The sequence below is a fragment of the Aestuariibaculum lutulentum genome (genome assembly GCF_032926325.1).
Taxonomy (GTDB): Bacteria; Bacteroidota; Bacteroidia; order Flavobacteriales; family Flavobacteriaceae; genus Aestuariibaculum; species Aestuariibaculum lutulentum.
This window is the reverse complement of record NZ_CP136709.1, coordinates 1,951,484-1,967,277: the sequence shown is the minus strand read 5'-3', so window position 1 is coordinate 1,967,277 and position 15,794 is coordinate 1,951,484. Positions and strand designations below refer to the sequence as shown.

Sequence of the window (15,794 nt, the reverse complement as noted above, 5' to 3'; positions counted from 1 at the left end):
TTTATTTAAATCTTGCAATGGCTTCTTCTAAATCTTCTGTCGATCCACATAAAGAAAACCTGATGTATCCTTCGCCTTTTGTTCCGAAAATGGTTCCCGGTGTTATAAACAAATGATTTTCTTTTAACACTTTATCAATAAATGGCTCTGCCTCTATACCTTCAGGTAATTTCGCCCAAACAAATAATCCCACCGCATTTTTATCGTAAGTACATTTTAATGCATCGGCTAATTGCCAAACCAAATCGCGTCGTTTTTTATACACACTATTAAGTGTACTAAACCACATATTTGAACAGTTTAAAGCCTCAATAGCTCCTTTTTGAATGCCGTAAAACATACCTGAATCCATGTTACTTTTAACTTTAAGCACATTACTGATGTGTTTACCATCACCAACAACCATTCCTACACGCCACCCGGCCATATTAAACGTTTTACTTAAAGAATTCAATTCCAGGCAAACCTCTTTAGCTCCTTCAACACTTAAAATACTTTTTGGATCGTCGTTTAAGATGAAGGTATACGGATTATCGTTAACAATTAAAATATTGTGTTTTTTACCGAAAGCTACCAAATCTTTATAAACCGAAGCACTTGGCACGGCTCCCGTTGGCATATGTGGATAATTAACCCACATAATTTTTACTTTACTTAAATCTTGCTTCTCTAAAGCTTCAAAATCAGGTTGCCAGTTATTGGCTGCATCCAACTCATAAAAAACAGGTTCTGCACCTACTAATTTGGTTACCGACTGGTACGTTGGGTATCCTGGGTTTGGAATTAACGCCGCATCTCCTTCATTTAAATAAGCCATAGAGATATGCATGATGCCCTCCTTACTTCCCATTAACGGTAATACTTCGGTTAACGGACTTAAGCTTACTGAAAAATGATTTTTATAAAAACCACAAATAGCTTCTCTTAATTCAGGTAATCCCTGATAACTCTGATACTTGTGTGCAACAGGACTTGAAAATCCTTCAACCAATGCTTCAATTACCTTTTGCGGTGGTTGTAAATCCGGACTTCCAATACCTAAATTAATTATTGGTTTTCCACTTGCAATAAGTGCGCTAACTTCTCTTAATTTTTTTGAGAAGTAGTATTCTTCTACCGTTTGCAGTCTGTTAGCTACTTCAATCATACTTTTCCTTTTTTATATTCCCCAAGCACTTTAAAATTATGTGCCATAATATCCATCAGAGACTTTGCCTTTTTAAAATCTTCATAAGTGTCAAATGTAACATCTACGAAGAAAGCATATTTCCATGGTGTTTCAACAATTGGCAAGGATTGAATTTTTGTTAAATTCAACTTACAATCGCTCATTACATTTAATATTGCTGCCAGACTTCCGCGTTTATGATCGGCTTCAAACTTTACCGAAGCTTTACTAATGTTAGCTTCATCAACTTCCGAATTATTTCGTTTTACAATTACGAAACGTGTTTCATTATGTTGAATGGTTTGAATACTTTTCGCCAAGATATCTAACTCAAACAATTCAGCTGCCATAACGCTAGCAATAGCTGCAACACCTTTTAACTGGTGCTTTTGAATACGTTGCGCAACCTCAGCAGTATCCTTATCTTCAACCAATTTAATATGCGGATGTAGTTTAAAAAACTCCTTACACTGCAATAAGGCCATAGGATGCGAATACACTTCTTTAATTTCCTTGATATTCTGCCCCGGCAAAGCCAGTAAATTGTGCTGAATATCTAAATAATGTTCTCCTACAATGTGTAACCCATATTTATCGATTAACGCATAGTTAGGTATAATAGAACCCGCTATAGAATTTTCTAAAGCCATAATTGCGGCATCGCATTCTCTTGTAATTAGAGAATCTACTACCTGATCGAATGTTAAACATTCAATCACTTCAACTGGTTTTTCAAAAAATTGTTGTGACACAATATGATGAAAAGAACCAAGCACACCTTGTATTGCAACTGTATTTATCATGTATAAAAAAAGTCCCGATTTTCACCGAGACTTATATTTAAATTTATTTTATAAATTATACATACTATGCCTCGTTCCTTTTACTAAAAAAGAAATAAAACCAAAAGTTAATGTATGTATAATATCCTGTTGTTCTCATAATTACATTGCTAATGTAAATAATATTTTAAAATATCAAAATACTAAAAAACCTTTTTTTGAGATATAAATAAAAGTTTTAAAGAATTTACAGGAAATCTCACTTTATGTTAGATAATCATTATTTTTGAACAAATATTTTCTTAATATGTCTATAGAGGTTTCGGGTATTACAAAGCTTTACGGCAACCAAAAAGCGTTAAACAACATATCGTTTAAAATAGAAAAACCAGAAGTAGTTGGTTTCCTGGGGCCTAATGGCGCGGGTAAATCGACCATGATGAAAATATTAACGACTTACTTAAACCCTACCGAGGGATTAGCCAAAGTAAACGGATTTGACGTAAACCTGAACAAACAAGACGTACAGCAAAGTGTTGGATATTTGCCAGAACACAACCCACTATACTTAGATTTATATATTAAAGAGTATTTAGCTTTTAATGCCAATATATACAAAGTAGGTAAACAACGTATTAATGAAGTTATAGAGCTTACAGGCTTAACTCCTGAAGCGCATAAAAAAATCGGACAACTATCTAAAGGGTATCGTCAGCGCGTTGGTCTGGCTAATGCTCTTTTACATGATCCGGATGTTTTAATTTTAGATGAACCTACTACAGGACTTGACCCAAACCAGTTAATTGATATTAGAAACCTGATTAAAACTATTGGTAAAACAAAAACAATTTTCCTTTCTACTCATATTATGCAGGAAGTTGAAGCTATGTGCGACCGGGTCATTATTATTAATAAAGGTGAAATTGTTGCCAATAAAAAATTGAAAGATCTTCGCGACGAAAAACAACAAGTGGTGATAGTCGAGTTCGATTACCGTGTTGAAGATGCTTTTCTACTAAAACTTCCAAAAGTTGAACAGGTTGTTAACACCCACGATTTTGTTTACGAAATTACATTTGCCACATCCCAGGATATGCGCTCTCATGTTTTTGACTTTGCTCACGACAACCAATTAAAGATTTTACAACTCAATCAAAAAAATAGCAGCCTGGAAAATTTATTTATAGACCTTACAAAGTAAACCTTAGAATTTGATTTTTAGTTAAAAAATCATAAATTACTGATGTTTATTAACACATTACTTAAAAGCATGACAAATGTCATTTGTGTTAATATTATTGGTTTTAATTTTGCATAAGCTTTCAATAATGACAAGCTACAACTCGATTTTATAAACAAAATACATATACCATGAGTAAAGGAATTTATGTTGCAACCATAGAACCTAATAGTGGAAAATCTGTAGTGGTTTTAGGCTTAATGCGTATGCTTTTAGGTAAAACTGCAAAAGTGGGATACTTCCGTCCTATTATTGATAATCCAAAATCTGATGAAACAGATATCCATATCCATACCGTACTTTCTCATTTCGAGATTGACATCAATTATAAAAATGCCTATGCCTTTACTCGTAATGAGGTTTTAGATCTATATAACCAAGGTAAGTCTGGAGATGTTATCGATCAAATTATTACCAAATACAAATATTTAGAAGAACGTTTCGATTATATATTAGTTGAAGGCACCGACTTTTCAAGTGAAAACTCAACTTTAGAGTTGGACCTTAACATGCTAATCTCTAAAAACCTGAGTTTACCAGTAATTATAGTTTCACAAGGGGATAACAAAAGTGTAAAGGAAATTATAGATAATGTGCAATTAGCTCACGACACTTTTAAACAAGAAGTCGATGTACTTTCTATTATTGCCAATAAAGTAAACCCTATTGATGTAGAACCTTTAAAAGAATTACTGCAATCGCGTATACCACAAAATACCGATATAACAGTAATTCCTAGAATAGCAAGTTTAGCAAGCCCAACCGTAAAAGAAATTGTAAAACTTCTTGATGGAACAGTGCTTTTTGGAAAAGACCATTTAAACAACCTGATTGAAAATTACAGTGTGGGAGCTATGCAATTGCGTAACTATTTAACACATTTAAAAGATAACGCTCTGGTAATTACTCCTGGAGATCGCGCCGATATTATTTTAGGAGCTTTACAAGCGAACATTTCTAAAAATTACCCAAAAATTTCGGGTATTGTTTTAACAGGTGGTTTAATTCCTGAAGATCCTATTTTACAACTAATCGAAGGACTTTCGAGTATTGTGCCAATTATCAGCTTAAAAGAAGGCACCTATTATGCTACAAACCGCATTGGCAAAACAAAATCTAAAATCTACGCTGAAAACACTGAAAAAATTAATTCAGCAATTTCGGTTTTTGAAAAATATACCAATACAGATCATCTGGCAGATAAATTAATCACTTTCGAATCTGAAATATTCACGCCAAGAATGTTTCAGTACAACTTATTACAACGCGCTTTAAAAAACAAAAAACACATCGTTCTACCTGAAGGTTACGACGAACGTGTATTACGTGCAACCGCAAAATTAATTGCTGCGCAAGTTGTCGACATCACCTTAATTGGTGACAAAGACAAAATTAAAGAACGTGTTGAAAAATTAGACATTCCATTAAATATTGAAGATGTTAACATAGTATCTCCAACAACGTCACCATATTACGACGATTATGTTAATACCTTCTACGAATTAAGAAAACATAAAAATGTAAATCTTGAAATGGCTCGAGATGCTATGACAGATGTATCTTACTTTGGAACCATGATGATTTACAAAGGACATGCCGACGGTATGGTTTCTGGTGCGGTACATACCACACAACACACCTTACGTCCTGCCCTACAATTTATTAAAACAAAACCTGGGGTAAACATTGTATCTTCAATATTCTTTATGTGTTTAGAAGATCGTGTTTCTGTATTTGGTGATTGCGCCATTAACCCGAACCCAAATGCGGCAGAACTTGCTGAAATAGCAATCCAATCGGCCGAAAGTGCTAAAAACTTTGGTATCGAACCTAAAGTAGCTATGTTATCGTACTCATCTGGTGCTTCAGGAAAAGGTGCCGATGTAGATAAAGTACGTGAAGCTGCCGAAATTGTAAAACAAAAAGATCCACAATTAAAAATTGAAGGTCCAATTCAATATGATGCTGCCGTAGACATGAAAATTGGTAAAAGCAAATTACCAGAATCTGAAGTTGCCGGACAAGCAAGCGTATTAATATTCCCAGATTTAAACACCGGAAACAACACCTATAAAGCCGTTCAACGAGAGACTGGTGCTCTTGCTATTGGCCCAATGTTACAAGGACTTAACAAACCTGTAAACGATTTAAGTAGAGGCTGTACAGTAGAAGATATATACAGTACAGTTATAATAACCGCAATTCAAGCTCAAGAAGAATAATAACATGCAAGTATTAGTTTTAAACTCGGGAAGTTCATCCCTTAAATTTCAATTATTTTCCATGCCGGAAGAAACCATTATCTGTTCAGGAGTTGTTGAACGTATTGGTTTTAATGATGCCATTTTTAAATATGACAATAAGAAAAAAGCGATTGAAATTGAAACTTCAATCTTAAATCATCGAAGTGCTTTAAAACTTGTATCTCAACATTTATTAAGTAAAGAGGTTGGCGTTATTAAATCTCCAGACGACATTGCCATAGTTGGACATCGCGTGGTACATGGAGGCAAATCGTTTAGTGACACAACCGAAATCACTAAAGTGGTTAAAGATAAAATTAAAGACCTGATTGCTTTAGCACCGCTTCATAACCCTGCCAATTTAGAAGGCATCGAAGTTGCTGAAGATATTTTCCCTAATGCAAAACAGGTAGCTGTTTTCGATACGGCGTTTCATCAAACCATTCCGGAAAAGGCCTATAAATTTGCTATTCCAAACGAATTGTTAACAGAACATCGCATTCGCTTATACGGTTTCCATGGTACCAGTCATAAATACGTTTCGGAAAAAGCCATTGAATATTTGGGTAAAAAAGAATCTAAAATCATTACTATTCACTTAGGAAATGGCTGTAGTATGACGGCTATCAAGAATGGCGAAAGCATAGACCACTCCCTTGGTTTCTCTCCTATCTCAGGGTTAATTATGGGAACAAGATCGGGAGATATTGATGCCTCAGTAATTTTTCATTTAAAAGATAAATTAGGCTACGATTTAAAGCAAATCAACACCCTTTTAAATAAGCAAAGTGGTATGCTTGGGTTAACTGGTTACAGTGATTTAAGAGATATTGAAACCATGGCAGAAAAAGGCAATAAAGATTGTCAGTTAGCTTTAGAGATGAATGCTTACCGTATTAAAAAATATATAGGTGCTTATGCAGCTGTTTTAAATGGATTAGATGCTATTGTATTTACTGCCGGAATCGGCGAGAACTCACAAACTATTCGTCAATTGGTTTGTCAGGATATGGATTTCTTTGGTCTGGATTTAGATAAAACCAAAAATAGTGTCAGATCTAAAGACATTAGAGAAATAAATACAGAGGATTCTAAAACAAAAATTTTAGTGATTCCTACTAATGAAGAATTAGAAATTGCTAAGCAGGCGGTTGAATTATTTGAAAATTAATCGGCCTTTATATTCTTCAACAACATCAATAATATCTGGTTTGGTTACGGCAATAACGTCTCCAACACCAGATATTTTTCCTTTTATAGATTGCTGCGGATTCACAATCATATCATTAGAACTACGATTCCAAATCGTTACATTCTGAGCAATAAGATTCTCCCCTTCAAAACGCGAAGTTCCAGAGGCAAACGTAAGATCTAAATTATTGGTTCCTCCAGAAATATAACAATTCGACGCATTGTTAAATACTGCACGTAATGTATTATTATTAACTTGAAGTTTAAAATTAGCACTGGTAAAGCTATCGGGCGCATTAAAACTTTCAGATAACAATGTTAAACTCGGATAAGTCAACATACCATCGGAACTAATATCATATTGCGTTGAACTTCTAATTTCAGTAATATTTGGAGATGTTACTAAAACCTTTGTAACCCCATAATCTCGAACATAGTTACAGGTGTTATTATCAGTTAAAATTAGTTGTCCATTATCTACAACAGCTTCAACATCATTTATTAAATTTTCACCGGTTTCAACAAGTACCTTTTGCTCTGTTCCTTGTTTTACAATTAACTCGATGTCGCGATTTACCAATATTTTTGTAAATGCTTCAACCGTAAATTCCTGCTGAACAATAACCCCTGTTTTTTGAAAACAATCGCCAGCATTTTCACTGTCACAAGCGAAAAAGAAAACTAAGCTTAAAATGTAAATTAAATTCTTCATAATCTATAATCTTACCCCAATTCCAAATTCAACAGCCTCTGCTTTAGCCCCGTGTGATTTTAAGGTCATGGCACCAAAAAATTTGTTTCCAAAATAACGTTTTAAACCAATACGCATATACGTTCTCCCCTCAAAATCGAACGGATAATACACATAATAACCAAATTGAGTGACTAACGATATGCGGTTAACAAATAATTCGTGACCTGCAAAAATCCCTACACGTTTATAATCTTCGTCACCGGAAACATTCTCTTCAGGATAAGACACACTTTGATAATATATCAATTCATCCAAAAACTTCGAAAAAAACACGTCGGTTCCTAATTGGATCGCACTTTTCACATTAATACGTTTATCGGCATAAGCTGAAGCGATATAAAACGGAAACTGCCCAGAACCAACCACGTCACTTTCATTAATTCCGGTTCTAAATGCAAGATTATATTTTACAGGTTCGGTAAATTTTTCCTTGACACCTTGAAGAGTAGTTGAATATTCGGGCTCTTCTTCATCAATATTATAAGTGACACCAACATTTAATGCCATGGAATTGGTACTTAAGTTTGGAGCCTTTACATTCGCATTCGAATAATGAATTAAAGACAAACCCGCTTGCACACCAAAACGCCCGAAAATGCGTTCCTTTTTATAGTTAAGCATCGCGAACGTACTACTTAATATATGCGATCCGAAAGCAATATTTCGGTAATTATCCACCTTATCGTAAGGACGATCGGTGTAAGCGATTCCCTGAGCCACACGGAACATTAAATTTCTATTTAAAAAATAAAAATTGTAATGCGCATAAGCTGAAGCTACTGTACCTAAAGCATCACTTTTTAAATTTTGATAAACATAAGTCACCCCATAATCCGGGTAATTATAACGCTGTTCCCAATCGTTATAACCGTAAGTTTTTTTATTCCAGCTTAAAATATAACCTTCAGGATGTCCTTCAATTAAATGTAGAATATCATTGTTATGCAGAGCGATATTCCCTCTAAAGTAACTTAAATCAATATAAGAAGAATGTGTTTTTTGCTGCCCGAACACAACTAAAGAACACAATAAAAAGGTGTAGGTTAAAAACGATTTCATTAAAACTTGTTACTTTTCAAATCTTTGGTTCTGTACTGTTTCTCCAATTTTATACAAGAAGAAACAGCACAAATACCCTCGATTTATTTTTTACTCACCATGTGAGTAAGCAAAAGTAACAGAATTATTAAAACAATTCCGATGCAATCGCTTTTATATTATCGCTTTTACCCATCGAATAGTAATGTAAAAATGGTACGCCAGCTTCTTTCAACTCTTTCGACTGCTGAATGGCAAACTCGATTCCTACCTGTCTAACCGCATTATTATCTTTACATGCTTCAACAGCATCAATTAAGTCCTCAGGTAAATCGATTTTAAATACCTGTGGTAAAATTTGCAAATGACGTTTAACAGCAATAGGCTTAATTCCTGGAATAATAGGCACAGTAATTCCAATTTCGCGTGCTTTTTCAACAAAATCAAAATACTTTTTATTATCGAAAAACATTTGAGTTACCACATAATCAGCACCGGCATCAACCTTTTCTTTTAAGCGTTTTAAATCGGTGTTAAGCGATGGCGCTTCCATGTGTTTTTCAGGGTAACCCGCTACACCAACACAAAAATCGTAGTTGTGTTCCACCTCGATTTCGTCATGTAAATACTTTCCGTTATTTAAATTTGAAATCTGCTGAACTAAACCAGTAGCATAAGCATGTCCACCTTTAGTTGGCACAAAATAGGGCTCGTCTTTTCTTGAATCACCACGTAAAGCCACTACATTATCAATACCTAAATAATGGCAATCTACTAATACGTATTCCGTTTCTTCTTTGGTAAATCCACCACATAATAAATGCGGAATAGCATCTACGTTGTACTTATGCATAATAGAAGCACAAATCCCTACGGTTCCAGGACGCATTCGGGTAATACGTTTATCTAAAAGTCCATTACCTTTATCGACATACACATACTCTTCTCGCGAAGTTGTGACATCAATAAACGGCGGATTAAATTCCATTAACGGATCGATATTATTATATAAATCCTGAATATTTTTACCCTTTTGCGGCGGGATCACTTCAAAAGAAAATAAAGTCTTTCCGTTCGCTTTTTTAATGTGATCTGTTACTTTCATGCTGAATTTCTATCAGTTTTTATCTTAGATAAAATAAGCCACCGTTAACGCAGCAAACCCTAAAACAAAAAGCTGAAAGAAAAACACTAATGCCTCGCTTTGTATCTTTTTCATGGTTTCAATTTTGCTGCAAATGTCTTATTTACATCGTTTTTATTTGTTACGGAAAAAGAAACAAATTGTTAACTCTTCCACTTATATTTTTGGCGTTACCCTTTGTATTCACTAAGGGTCGCGCTTTCTGCTTTATCTTTTTATCGTTCCTCTAAAAAGGATACCACGGCAATCGCTAACGCAAGCTTACCAACAACTTCTTTACGTAGTCGTAATCTTCTTCATACTCCCAGTAAATCCATCGCCCGTTGGTATAATCGGTTAAAATATACTTTTCACTAACCGATTTTATTCTTGAAATAGCAACCACTTTTTTAGAAAAACTTTCAACAACCACATGCTCTAAAACTTCATTGTTTTCAGCATCATAACCATGAGAAATCATGTGGCTTCCTAACGATAATTCTATAAAATCGACTGTCATAATTCTTTAACTATTAGTCAGCGATATTTGGATGTAACCATTTATCGGCTTTCGATTTATCTATGCCTTTACGATTTGCATAATCGGTTACCTGATCGTCGGTAATTTTTCCTAAACCAAAGTACTTCGCTTCCGGATTTGCAAAATAATACCCCGAAACCGCCGCCGCTGGCCACATTGCTAAACTTTCTGTTAATTTAACACCGATAATCTTTTCAACATCTAAAAGCTCCCAAATGGTTTCCTTTTCTAAATGGTCCGGACACGCCGGATAACCTGGTGCCGGGCGAATACCTTTGTAACTTTCTTTAATTAAATCGTCGTTGGTTAAATCTTCATCAGCAGCATAACCCCAATGCTTGGTTCTTACTTGCTTATGTAAATATTCGGCAAAGGCTTCAGCAAAACGATCGGCGATAGCCTGAGCCATAATACCGTTGTAATCGTCACCTTTTGCCCGATAATCATCGGCTAATTCCTGAGCTCCGAAAATTCCAACGCAAAACGCCCCGATATAATCGGTTTTTCCACTCTCTTTAGGCGCAATAAAATCCGCCAAGGCATGATTAGGAATCCCTTCACGCTTGCTTAATTGCTGACGTAACGTTCTGAACACGGCTACTTCTTTTCCTTTCTTCTGAACAGAAATATCATCATCATTGATGCTATTTGCTTCAAACAATCCGAAAACCGCTTTTGGTTTTAAAAGTTGCTTCGCAATGATTTCTTCAATCATCTCCTGAGCCTCTTTATACATAATAGAAGCCTGCTCACCAACAACCTTATCCGTTAAAATATCCGGGAATTTACCATGTAAATCCCAGCTTCTAAAAAACGGACTCCAATCAATGTAAGGCACTAATTCTTTCAAGCTTAATTGCTTCAACATCTGAACACCTAATTCCTTAGGCTTTATAATTTCAGTCTGTTCCCAATCAATTTTATATTTACGTTTACGTGCTTCTTCAATAGATATAAACGATTTCTCTTTTCCGCGTTTTAAAAACTTCTCACGGAATTCATCGTAGTCTTTTTTAAGTTTAGCAACGTATTCATTTGATGTTTTCTTGTTTAACAAATCACCTACAACGGTAACTGCACGCGATGCATCGTTAACATGAACCACAGCGTTTTCATACTGCGGATCAATTTTTACAGCTGTATGTGCTTTTGAAGTGGTTGCTCCACCAATTAACAACGGCACACTAAAATTCTCGCGCTGCATTTCCTTTGCTAAATACACCATTTCATCAAGCGATGGTGTAATTAATCCTGAAAGACCAATAGCATCAACACGCTCTTTAATGGCTGTTTCAATAATTTTTTCCGGCGGCACCATAACCCCTAAATCGATAATCTCGTAGTTGTTACATGCCAGAACCACACTTACAATATTTTTACCAATATCGTGAACATCACCTTTTACGGTTGCCATTAATACTTTTCCAACAGGCTCTGATTCTTCAGACTTTTCAGCTTCTATAAACGGATTTAAATAGGCTACGGCTTTCTTCATAACACGCGCCGATTTTACCACCTGTGGCAAGAACATTTTACCTGCACCAAACAAATCACCAACCACATTCATACCAATCATTAAATGACCTTCAATCACATCAATTGGCTTTTCAGATTCCAGTCTTGCGGCTTCAACATCTTCAATAATAAAAGCGTCAATTCCTTTTACCAAAGCATGGGTAATACGATCTTGTACCGGATTTTCACGCCAAGATAAATCGACTGTTTTTTCGGCTTTTGTCCCTTTTACAGTTTCGGCAAACTCAAGTAAACGCTCGGTAGCATCATCACGACGATCTAAAACAACGTCTTCAACATGCTCTAATAAATCCTTCGGAATATCGTCGTAAACCTCCAACATGGTCGGATTTACAATACCCATATTCATTCCGGCCTGAATGGCATGGTATAAAAACACCGAGTGCATCGCTTCACGAACCGTATCATTTCCTCTAAACGAAAACGACACATTACTCACACCTCCACTTACACTTACATTCTCCAAATTCTGACGAACCCAACGTGTAGCTTCAATAAAATCGATAGCATTTTTTCGGTGTTCGTCCATTCCGGTAGCAACCGGAAATATATTTAAGTCGAAAATGATATCTTCTGAAGGAAAACCTACTTTATCAACAAGAATACGATAAGAACGTTCTGCAATCTCTATTCTTCTTTCATAATTATCGGCCTGCCCAACTTCATCAAACGCCATAACGATAACCGCGGCACCGTAACGTTTAATTTGTTTTGCTTCCCAGATAAATTTCTCTTCACCTTCTTTTAAGGAAATGGAATTTACCACACATTTCCCCTGTACCACCTGTAAACCAGCTTCAATAATTTCCCATTTCGAGCTATCAATCATGATAGGTACTCGAGAAATATCTGGTTCGGCAGCAATTAAATTAAGAAAACGTACCATAGACTCTTTTCCGTCTATCAATCCGTCGTCCATATTTATATCAATAATCTGTGCACCACCATCTACCTGATGACGTGCTATATCTAAGGCTTCATCGAATTGTTCGTCTTTAATTAAACGTAAAAACTTTCGTGATCCTGCTACATTTGTTCGCTCTCCTACATTTATGAAATTACTGTTCTCATTTAAAACCAAAGGCTCTAAACCAGACAATTTCATGTATTTTGTTTGCTTTACTTTCATTGATTAAAGTGTCGCTGTTTCAACTGCTTTTCTTGGTTTGTATTTTGCAGCTAAATCTGCAATAACTTTAATATGCTCCGGTGTTGTTCCGCAGCATCCACCAATTATATTTATTAAATTCTTCTTTAAATACTCTTCAATTTGTTCACCCATTTCTTCAGGAGATTCATCGTATTCTCCAAAGGCATTTGGTAAACCGGCATTTGGGTGGGCTGAAATGGCAAAATCAGTTTTATTAGCAATCGCCTCTAAATGCGGCTGTAATAAATTCGCTCCTAAAGCACAGTTAAATCCAATAGATAATAACGGAATATGTGATACTGAAATTAAAAAGGCTTCAGCCGTTTGTCCAGATAAAGTTCTTCCCGAAGCATCAGTAATCGTTCCGCTTAACATAACCGGAACATCAATATTACGCTCATCTTTCACCTCTTCAATAGCAAATAATGCTGCTTTAGCATTCAGCGTATCGAATACGGTTTCTACCAATAATAAATCGGCACCACCATCTAATAGAGCTTCAACTTGTTGTTTATAAGCAATACGTAACTCATCAAAAGTCACTGCACGATATCCCGGATCGTTAACATCTGGAGACATACTTGCCGTACGGTTTGTTGGTCCGATAGAACCTGCTACAAATCGCGGTTTATGTGGTTCCTTAGCGGTAAACTCATCGGCTACTTCCTTTGCTATTTTTGCTGATTGATAGTTTAACTCATACACCAAGTCTTCCATATGATAATCGGCCATAGCTATGGTAGTCCCTGAAAACGTATTGGTTTCCACGATATCGGCTCCGGCTTCAAAATATTTGGCATGAACTTCTTTTATAGCCTGCGGCTGGGTAATTGACAATAAGTCGTTATTCCCCTGTAATGGAGTTGGATAATCTTTAAAACGCTCACCTCGAAAATCTTCTTCGGTAAATTTATAGCGTTGCAACATAGTACCCATAGCACCGTCGAGCACTAAAATACGTTCCTTTAAGGCTTGTTGTATGTTTGACATTTTGATAATTTATATCTGTATGTCATCAAGAAAAGTAAAAAGACTTTCCGTTATCTTTCTGATTAGTTCCTTAAATAAATTCAGGACAAAGCAGTAGAACGTAGCACCTTCTTTAAAAGATAAAGGGTTGCCAAGGCTTCAACGGGTCTATTCCCTCTACCTTTCTTGATAACATTAATTATTAAGTTTATGAACTAGGGGTGCAAAAATACTATATATATTTTTTTTATCCTCATGAAATGAAGAAAAATAAAATATCCTGATTATTCGAACAGAGAAGATGACAAATATCGATCCCCACGATCGCAAATTATGGCAACTATTACACCTTTATCGATAGTCTTTGCAATTTCTAAGGCACAATACACCGCTCCGCCACTACTCATCCCAGCAAAAACACCAGCTTCTTTAGCCAGTCGTTTGGTTGTATTTTTTGCGTTTTCTTCACTCACATCGACTACAACATCTACTTTTGAGCGGTCGAAAAACTTGGGCACATATTCTTCCGGCCATTTTCTAATTCCCGGAATTTTAGCACCATCTTCGGGTTGAGCACCTACAATAGTAACGTCTTTATTTTGTTCTTTTAAAAACGTAGACACGCCCATAATAGTTCCTGTTGTACCCATAGCCGATACAAAATGTGTCACTTCGCCATCAGTATCTTTCCAAATTTCAGGACCTGTAGTTTTGTAATGTGCTTTCCAGTTATCGCTATTTTCGAACTGATTTAATAATACATAGCCTTTTTCATCACGGAGTTTAAAGGCTAAATCGCGAGAACCTTCAATACCAACATCGGCAGGTGTTAAAATCACTTCTGCGCCATAAGCACGCATGGTTTTCACCCGTTCTTCAGTGGAATTTTCAGGCATGATTAATACCATATTAACCCCGAACAAACTAGCTATAAGCGCTAAAGCAATACCGGTATTTCCGCTTGTTGCTTCAACTAAAGTTCCACCTGGTTTTATATCACCTCGCTTTAAAGCTTCATTAATCATATTAAAGGCAGCACGATCTTTCACACTTCCTCCAGGGTTATCGCCCTCAAGCTTTAGATATAACTTTACATTGTCTTTTCCCACCAAGTGACTCGCATCGATAAGTGGTGTGTTTCCTATATGATTTAAAATACCTTTAACGAATGCCATTCTTTTTGGGTCTGATTTTTATTTCGGTTTGATAGGTTACTAATGAATTTTCCGGAACGGATTGTGTAATCCAAACGTTTGCGCCAATGGTACTGTTTGCGCCTATTGAAATATCACCTCCAAGAATCGTTGCATTGGCGTAAATAGTCACATTATCTTCTATAGTTGGATGACGCTTGGTAGATTCCATGCTCTTTTTCACCTGAATACCCCCTAAGGTCACCCCTTGAAAAATCTTCACGTTATTTTTGATTATTGAAGTTTCCCCAATAACAATACCTGTTCCGTGATCTAAGAAAAAGGATTCCCCAATAGTCGCTCCAGGGTGAATATCGATACCGGTAATACCATGCACATATTCACTCATCATTCTCGGAATTATAGGTACTTGCTGTACATACAATTCGTGACTTAAACGATAAATAGAAATCGCGTAAAAACCAGGACAAGCCAGATAGACTTCCTCTAAACTTTTAGTTGCCGGGTCGAAATTAACAACTGCCACAGCATCGAGCTCCAGTTTTTCTTTTATTACAGGGAATTTAGCCTGAAATTCATTCCAAACGGCTTCACCATTATCAATCTGAAAGTTGCAGGAAATATCTAAAAATGTTTTTCTGAGACACTCTAATTCGTCATCATGAGCGTCGAACAAATAATAAAACAGGTTCTTAGTAAAGCTTTCTACAACATCCTTGAGACGGACATTGTATTTTTTATTAACCAACTTATCGTTTAACTCTTTGCTCAGTTTCATTAGTTTACAGATTTTAACGCTAAGATGCAATTCTTATAATTAATCGATTCTTTTCATTTTGAATGTCTTAACTATATGAATTGCATCTTAAAAAATTAAAGTATACAGTTATGGTCGGTATTCCTAC

At 35.8% G+C, this 15,794-nt stretch carries 13 protein-coding genes and 1 riboswitch; of the genes, 3 read left to right on the top strand and 10 right to left on the bottom strand.

The window, feature by feature from the left end:
* Position 1: 1 nt before the first annotated feature.
* Both R1X58_RS08415 and R1X58_RS08410 read right to left on the bottom strand, forming a co-directional pair.
* Positions 2–1,147 carry a pyridoxal phosphate-dependent aminotransferase gene (locus R1X58_RS08415; protein ID WP_240573625.1) on the bottom strand — a complete coding sequence of 382 codons (1,146 nt, stop codon included), beginning with the start codon at positions 1,145–1,147 and terminating at the stop codon, positions 2–4.
* Complete coding sequence (locus R1X58_RS08410; protein ID WP_240573626.1) at positions 1,144–1,971, bottom strand: prephenate dehydratase; 828 nt, start codon at positions 1,969–1,971, stop codon at positions 1,144–1,146. The genes R1X58_RS08415 and R1X58_RS08410 overlap by 4 nt, the downstream gene beginning before the upstream one ends.
* Positions 1,972–2,257: 286 nt before the next feature.
* Between R1X58_RS08410 and gldA the strand changes: the two genes are divergently transcribed.
* The 3 genes from gldA (at position 2,258) to R1X58_RS08395 (ending at position 6,604) form a co-directional block, all read left to right on the top strand.
* Positions 2,258–3,151 carry a gliding motility-associated ABC transporter ATP-binding subunit GldA gene (gene gldA, locus R1X58_RS08405; protein ID WP_240573627.1) on the top strand — a complete coding sequence of 298 codons (894 nt, stop codon included), beginning with the start codon at positions 2,258–2,260 and terminating at the stop codon, positions 3,149–3,151.
* Between the two features lie 170 nt (positions 3,152–3,321).
* Positions 3,322–5,412, top strand: coding sequence for a phosphate acetyltransferase (gene pta, locus R1X58_RS08400; protein ID WP_240573628.1), 2,091 nt, complete (start codon positions 3,322–3,324; stop codon positions 5,410–5,412).
* 4 nt (positions 5,413–5,416) lie between these two features.
* Positions 5,417–6,604: an acetate/propionate family kinase gene (locus R1X58_RS08395; RefSeq protein ID WP_240573629.1), complete on the top strand. Its 1,188-nt coding sequence runs from the start codon at positions 5,417–5,419 to the stop codon at positions 6,602–6,604.
* Here the strand turns inward: R1X58_RS08395 and R1X58_RS08390 are convergent.
* The 8 genes from R1X58_RS08390 to epsC form a co-directional block, all read right to left on the bottom strand.
* Positions 6,590–7,336 carry a head GIN domain-containing protein gene (locus R1X58_RS08390; protein ID WP_240573630.1) on the bottom strand — a complete coding sequence of 249 codons (747 nt, stop codon included), beginning with the start codon at positions 7,334–7,336 and terminating at the stop codon, positions 6,590–6,592. The genes R1X58_RS08395 and R1X58_RS08390 overlap by 15 nt on opposite strands.
* Before the next feature lie 3 nt (positions 7,337–7,339).
* Positions 7,340–8,437: an acyloxyacyl hydrolase gene (locus tag R1X58_RS08385; protein WP_240573631.1), complete on the bottom strand. Its 1,098-nt coding sequence runs from the start codon at positions 8,435–8,437 to the stop codon at positions 7,340–7,342.
* 127 nt (positions 8,438–8,564) lie between these two features.
* Positions 8,565–9,521, bottom strand: a complete 957-nt coding sequence (metF, locus tag R1X58_RS08380) for a methylenetetrahydrofolate reductase [NAD(P)H] (protein WP_240573632.1) — start codon at positions 9,519–9,521, stop codon at positions 8,565–8,567.
* 289 nt (positions 9,522–9,810) lie between these two features.
* Positions 9,811–10,059, bottom strand: coding sequence for a hypothetical protein (locus R1X58_RS08375; protein WP_240573633.1), 249 nt, complete (start codon positions 10,057–10,059; stop codon positions 9,811–9,813).
* Positions 10,060–10,072: 13 nt separating this feature from the next.
* On the bottom strand, positions 10,073–12,745 hold the full coding sequence (gene metH, locus R1X58_RS08370; protein WP_240573634.1) for a methionine synthase: 2,673 nt from the start codon (positions 12,743–12,745) through the stop codon (positions 10,073–10,075).
* Between the two features lie 3 nt (positions 12,746–12,748).
* The gene (locus R1X58_RS08365) at positions 12,749–13,756 is read right to left on the bottom strand and encodes a homocysteine S-methyltransferase family protein (protein WP_240573635.1); all 1,008 of its coding nucleotides are present in this window, start codon (positions 13,754–13,756) and stop codon (positions 12,749–12,751) included.
* 47 nt (positions 13,757–13,803) lie between these two features.
* A riboswitch (SAM riboswitch) is annotated at positions 13,804–13,931 on the bottom strand.
* Positions 13,932–14,019: 88 nt separating this feature from the next.
* Entirely contained in the window at positions 14,020–14,910 is an 891-nt protein-coding gene (gene cysM, locus R1X58_RS08360) for a cysteine synthase CysM (RefSeq protein WP_240573636.1), read from the bottom strand.
* A complete protein-coding gene (epsC, locus tag R1X58_RS08355) occupies positions 14,897–15,667 on the bottom strand; it encodes a serine O-acetyltransferase EpsC (RefSeq protein WP_240573637.1) in 771 nt (256 codons plus the stop codon). The genes cysM and epsC overlap by 14 nt, the downstream gene beginning before the upstream one ends.
* Positions 15,668–15,794 lie beyond the last annotated feature (127 nt).

Bases quoted from the DNA above. Each gene is read 5' to 3' on its own strand.
- R1X58_RS08415 (WP_240573625.1), bottom strand. From the start codon at position 1,147: ATGATTGAAGTAGCTAACAGACTGCAAACGGTAGAAGAATACTACTTC.
- R1X58_RS08410 (WP_240573626.1), bottom strand. From the start codon at position 1,971: ATGATAAATACAGTTGCAATACAAGGTGTGCTTGGTTCTTTTCATCAT.
- gldA (WP_240573627.1), top strand. From the start codon at position 2,258: ATGTCTATAGAGGTTTCGGGTATTACAAAGCTTTACGGCAACCAAAAA.
- pta (WP_240573628.1), top strand. From the start codon at position 3,322: ATGAGTAAAGGAATTTATGTTGCAACCATAGAACCTAATAGTGGAAAA.
- R1X58_RS08395 (WP_240573629.1), top strand. From the start codon at position 5,417: ATGCAAGTATTAGTTTTAAACTCGGGAAGTTCATCCCTTAAATTTCAA.
- R1X58_RS08390 (WP_240573630.1), bottom strand. From the start codon at position 7,336: ATGAAGAATTTAATTTACATTTTAAGCTTAGTTTTCTTTTTCGCTTGT.
- R1X58_RS08385 (WP_240573631.1), bottom strand. From the start codon at position 8,437: ATGAAATCGTTTTTAACCTACACCTTTTTATTGTGTTCTTTAGTTGTG.
- metF (WP_240573632.1), bottom strand. From the start codon at position 9,521: ATGAAAGTAACAGATCACATTAAAAAAGCGAACGGAAAGACTTTATTT.
- R1X58_RS08375 (WP_240573633.1), bottom strand. From the start codon at position 10,059: ATGACAGTCGATTTTATAGAATTATCGTTAGGAAGCCACATGATTTCT.
- metH (WP_240573634.1), bottom strand. From the start codon at position 12,745: ATGAAAGTAAAGCAAACAAAATACATGAAATTGTCTGGTTTAGAGCCT.
- R1X58_RS08365 (WP_240573635.1), bottom strand. From the start codon at position 13,756: ATGTCAAACATACAACAAGCCTTAAAGGAACGTATTTTAGTGCTCGAC.
- cysM (WP_240573636.1), bottom strand. From the start codon at position 14,910: ATGGCATTCGTTAAAGGTATTTTAAATCATATAGGAAACACACCACTT.
- epsC (WP_240573637.1), bottom strand. From the start codon at position 15,667: ATGAAACTGAGCAAAGAGTTAAACGATAAGTTGGTTAATAAAAAATAC.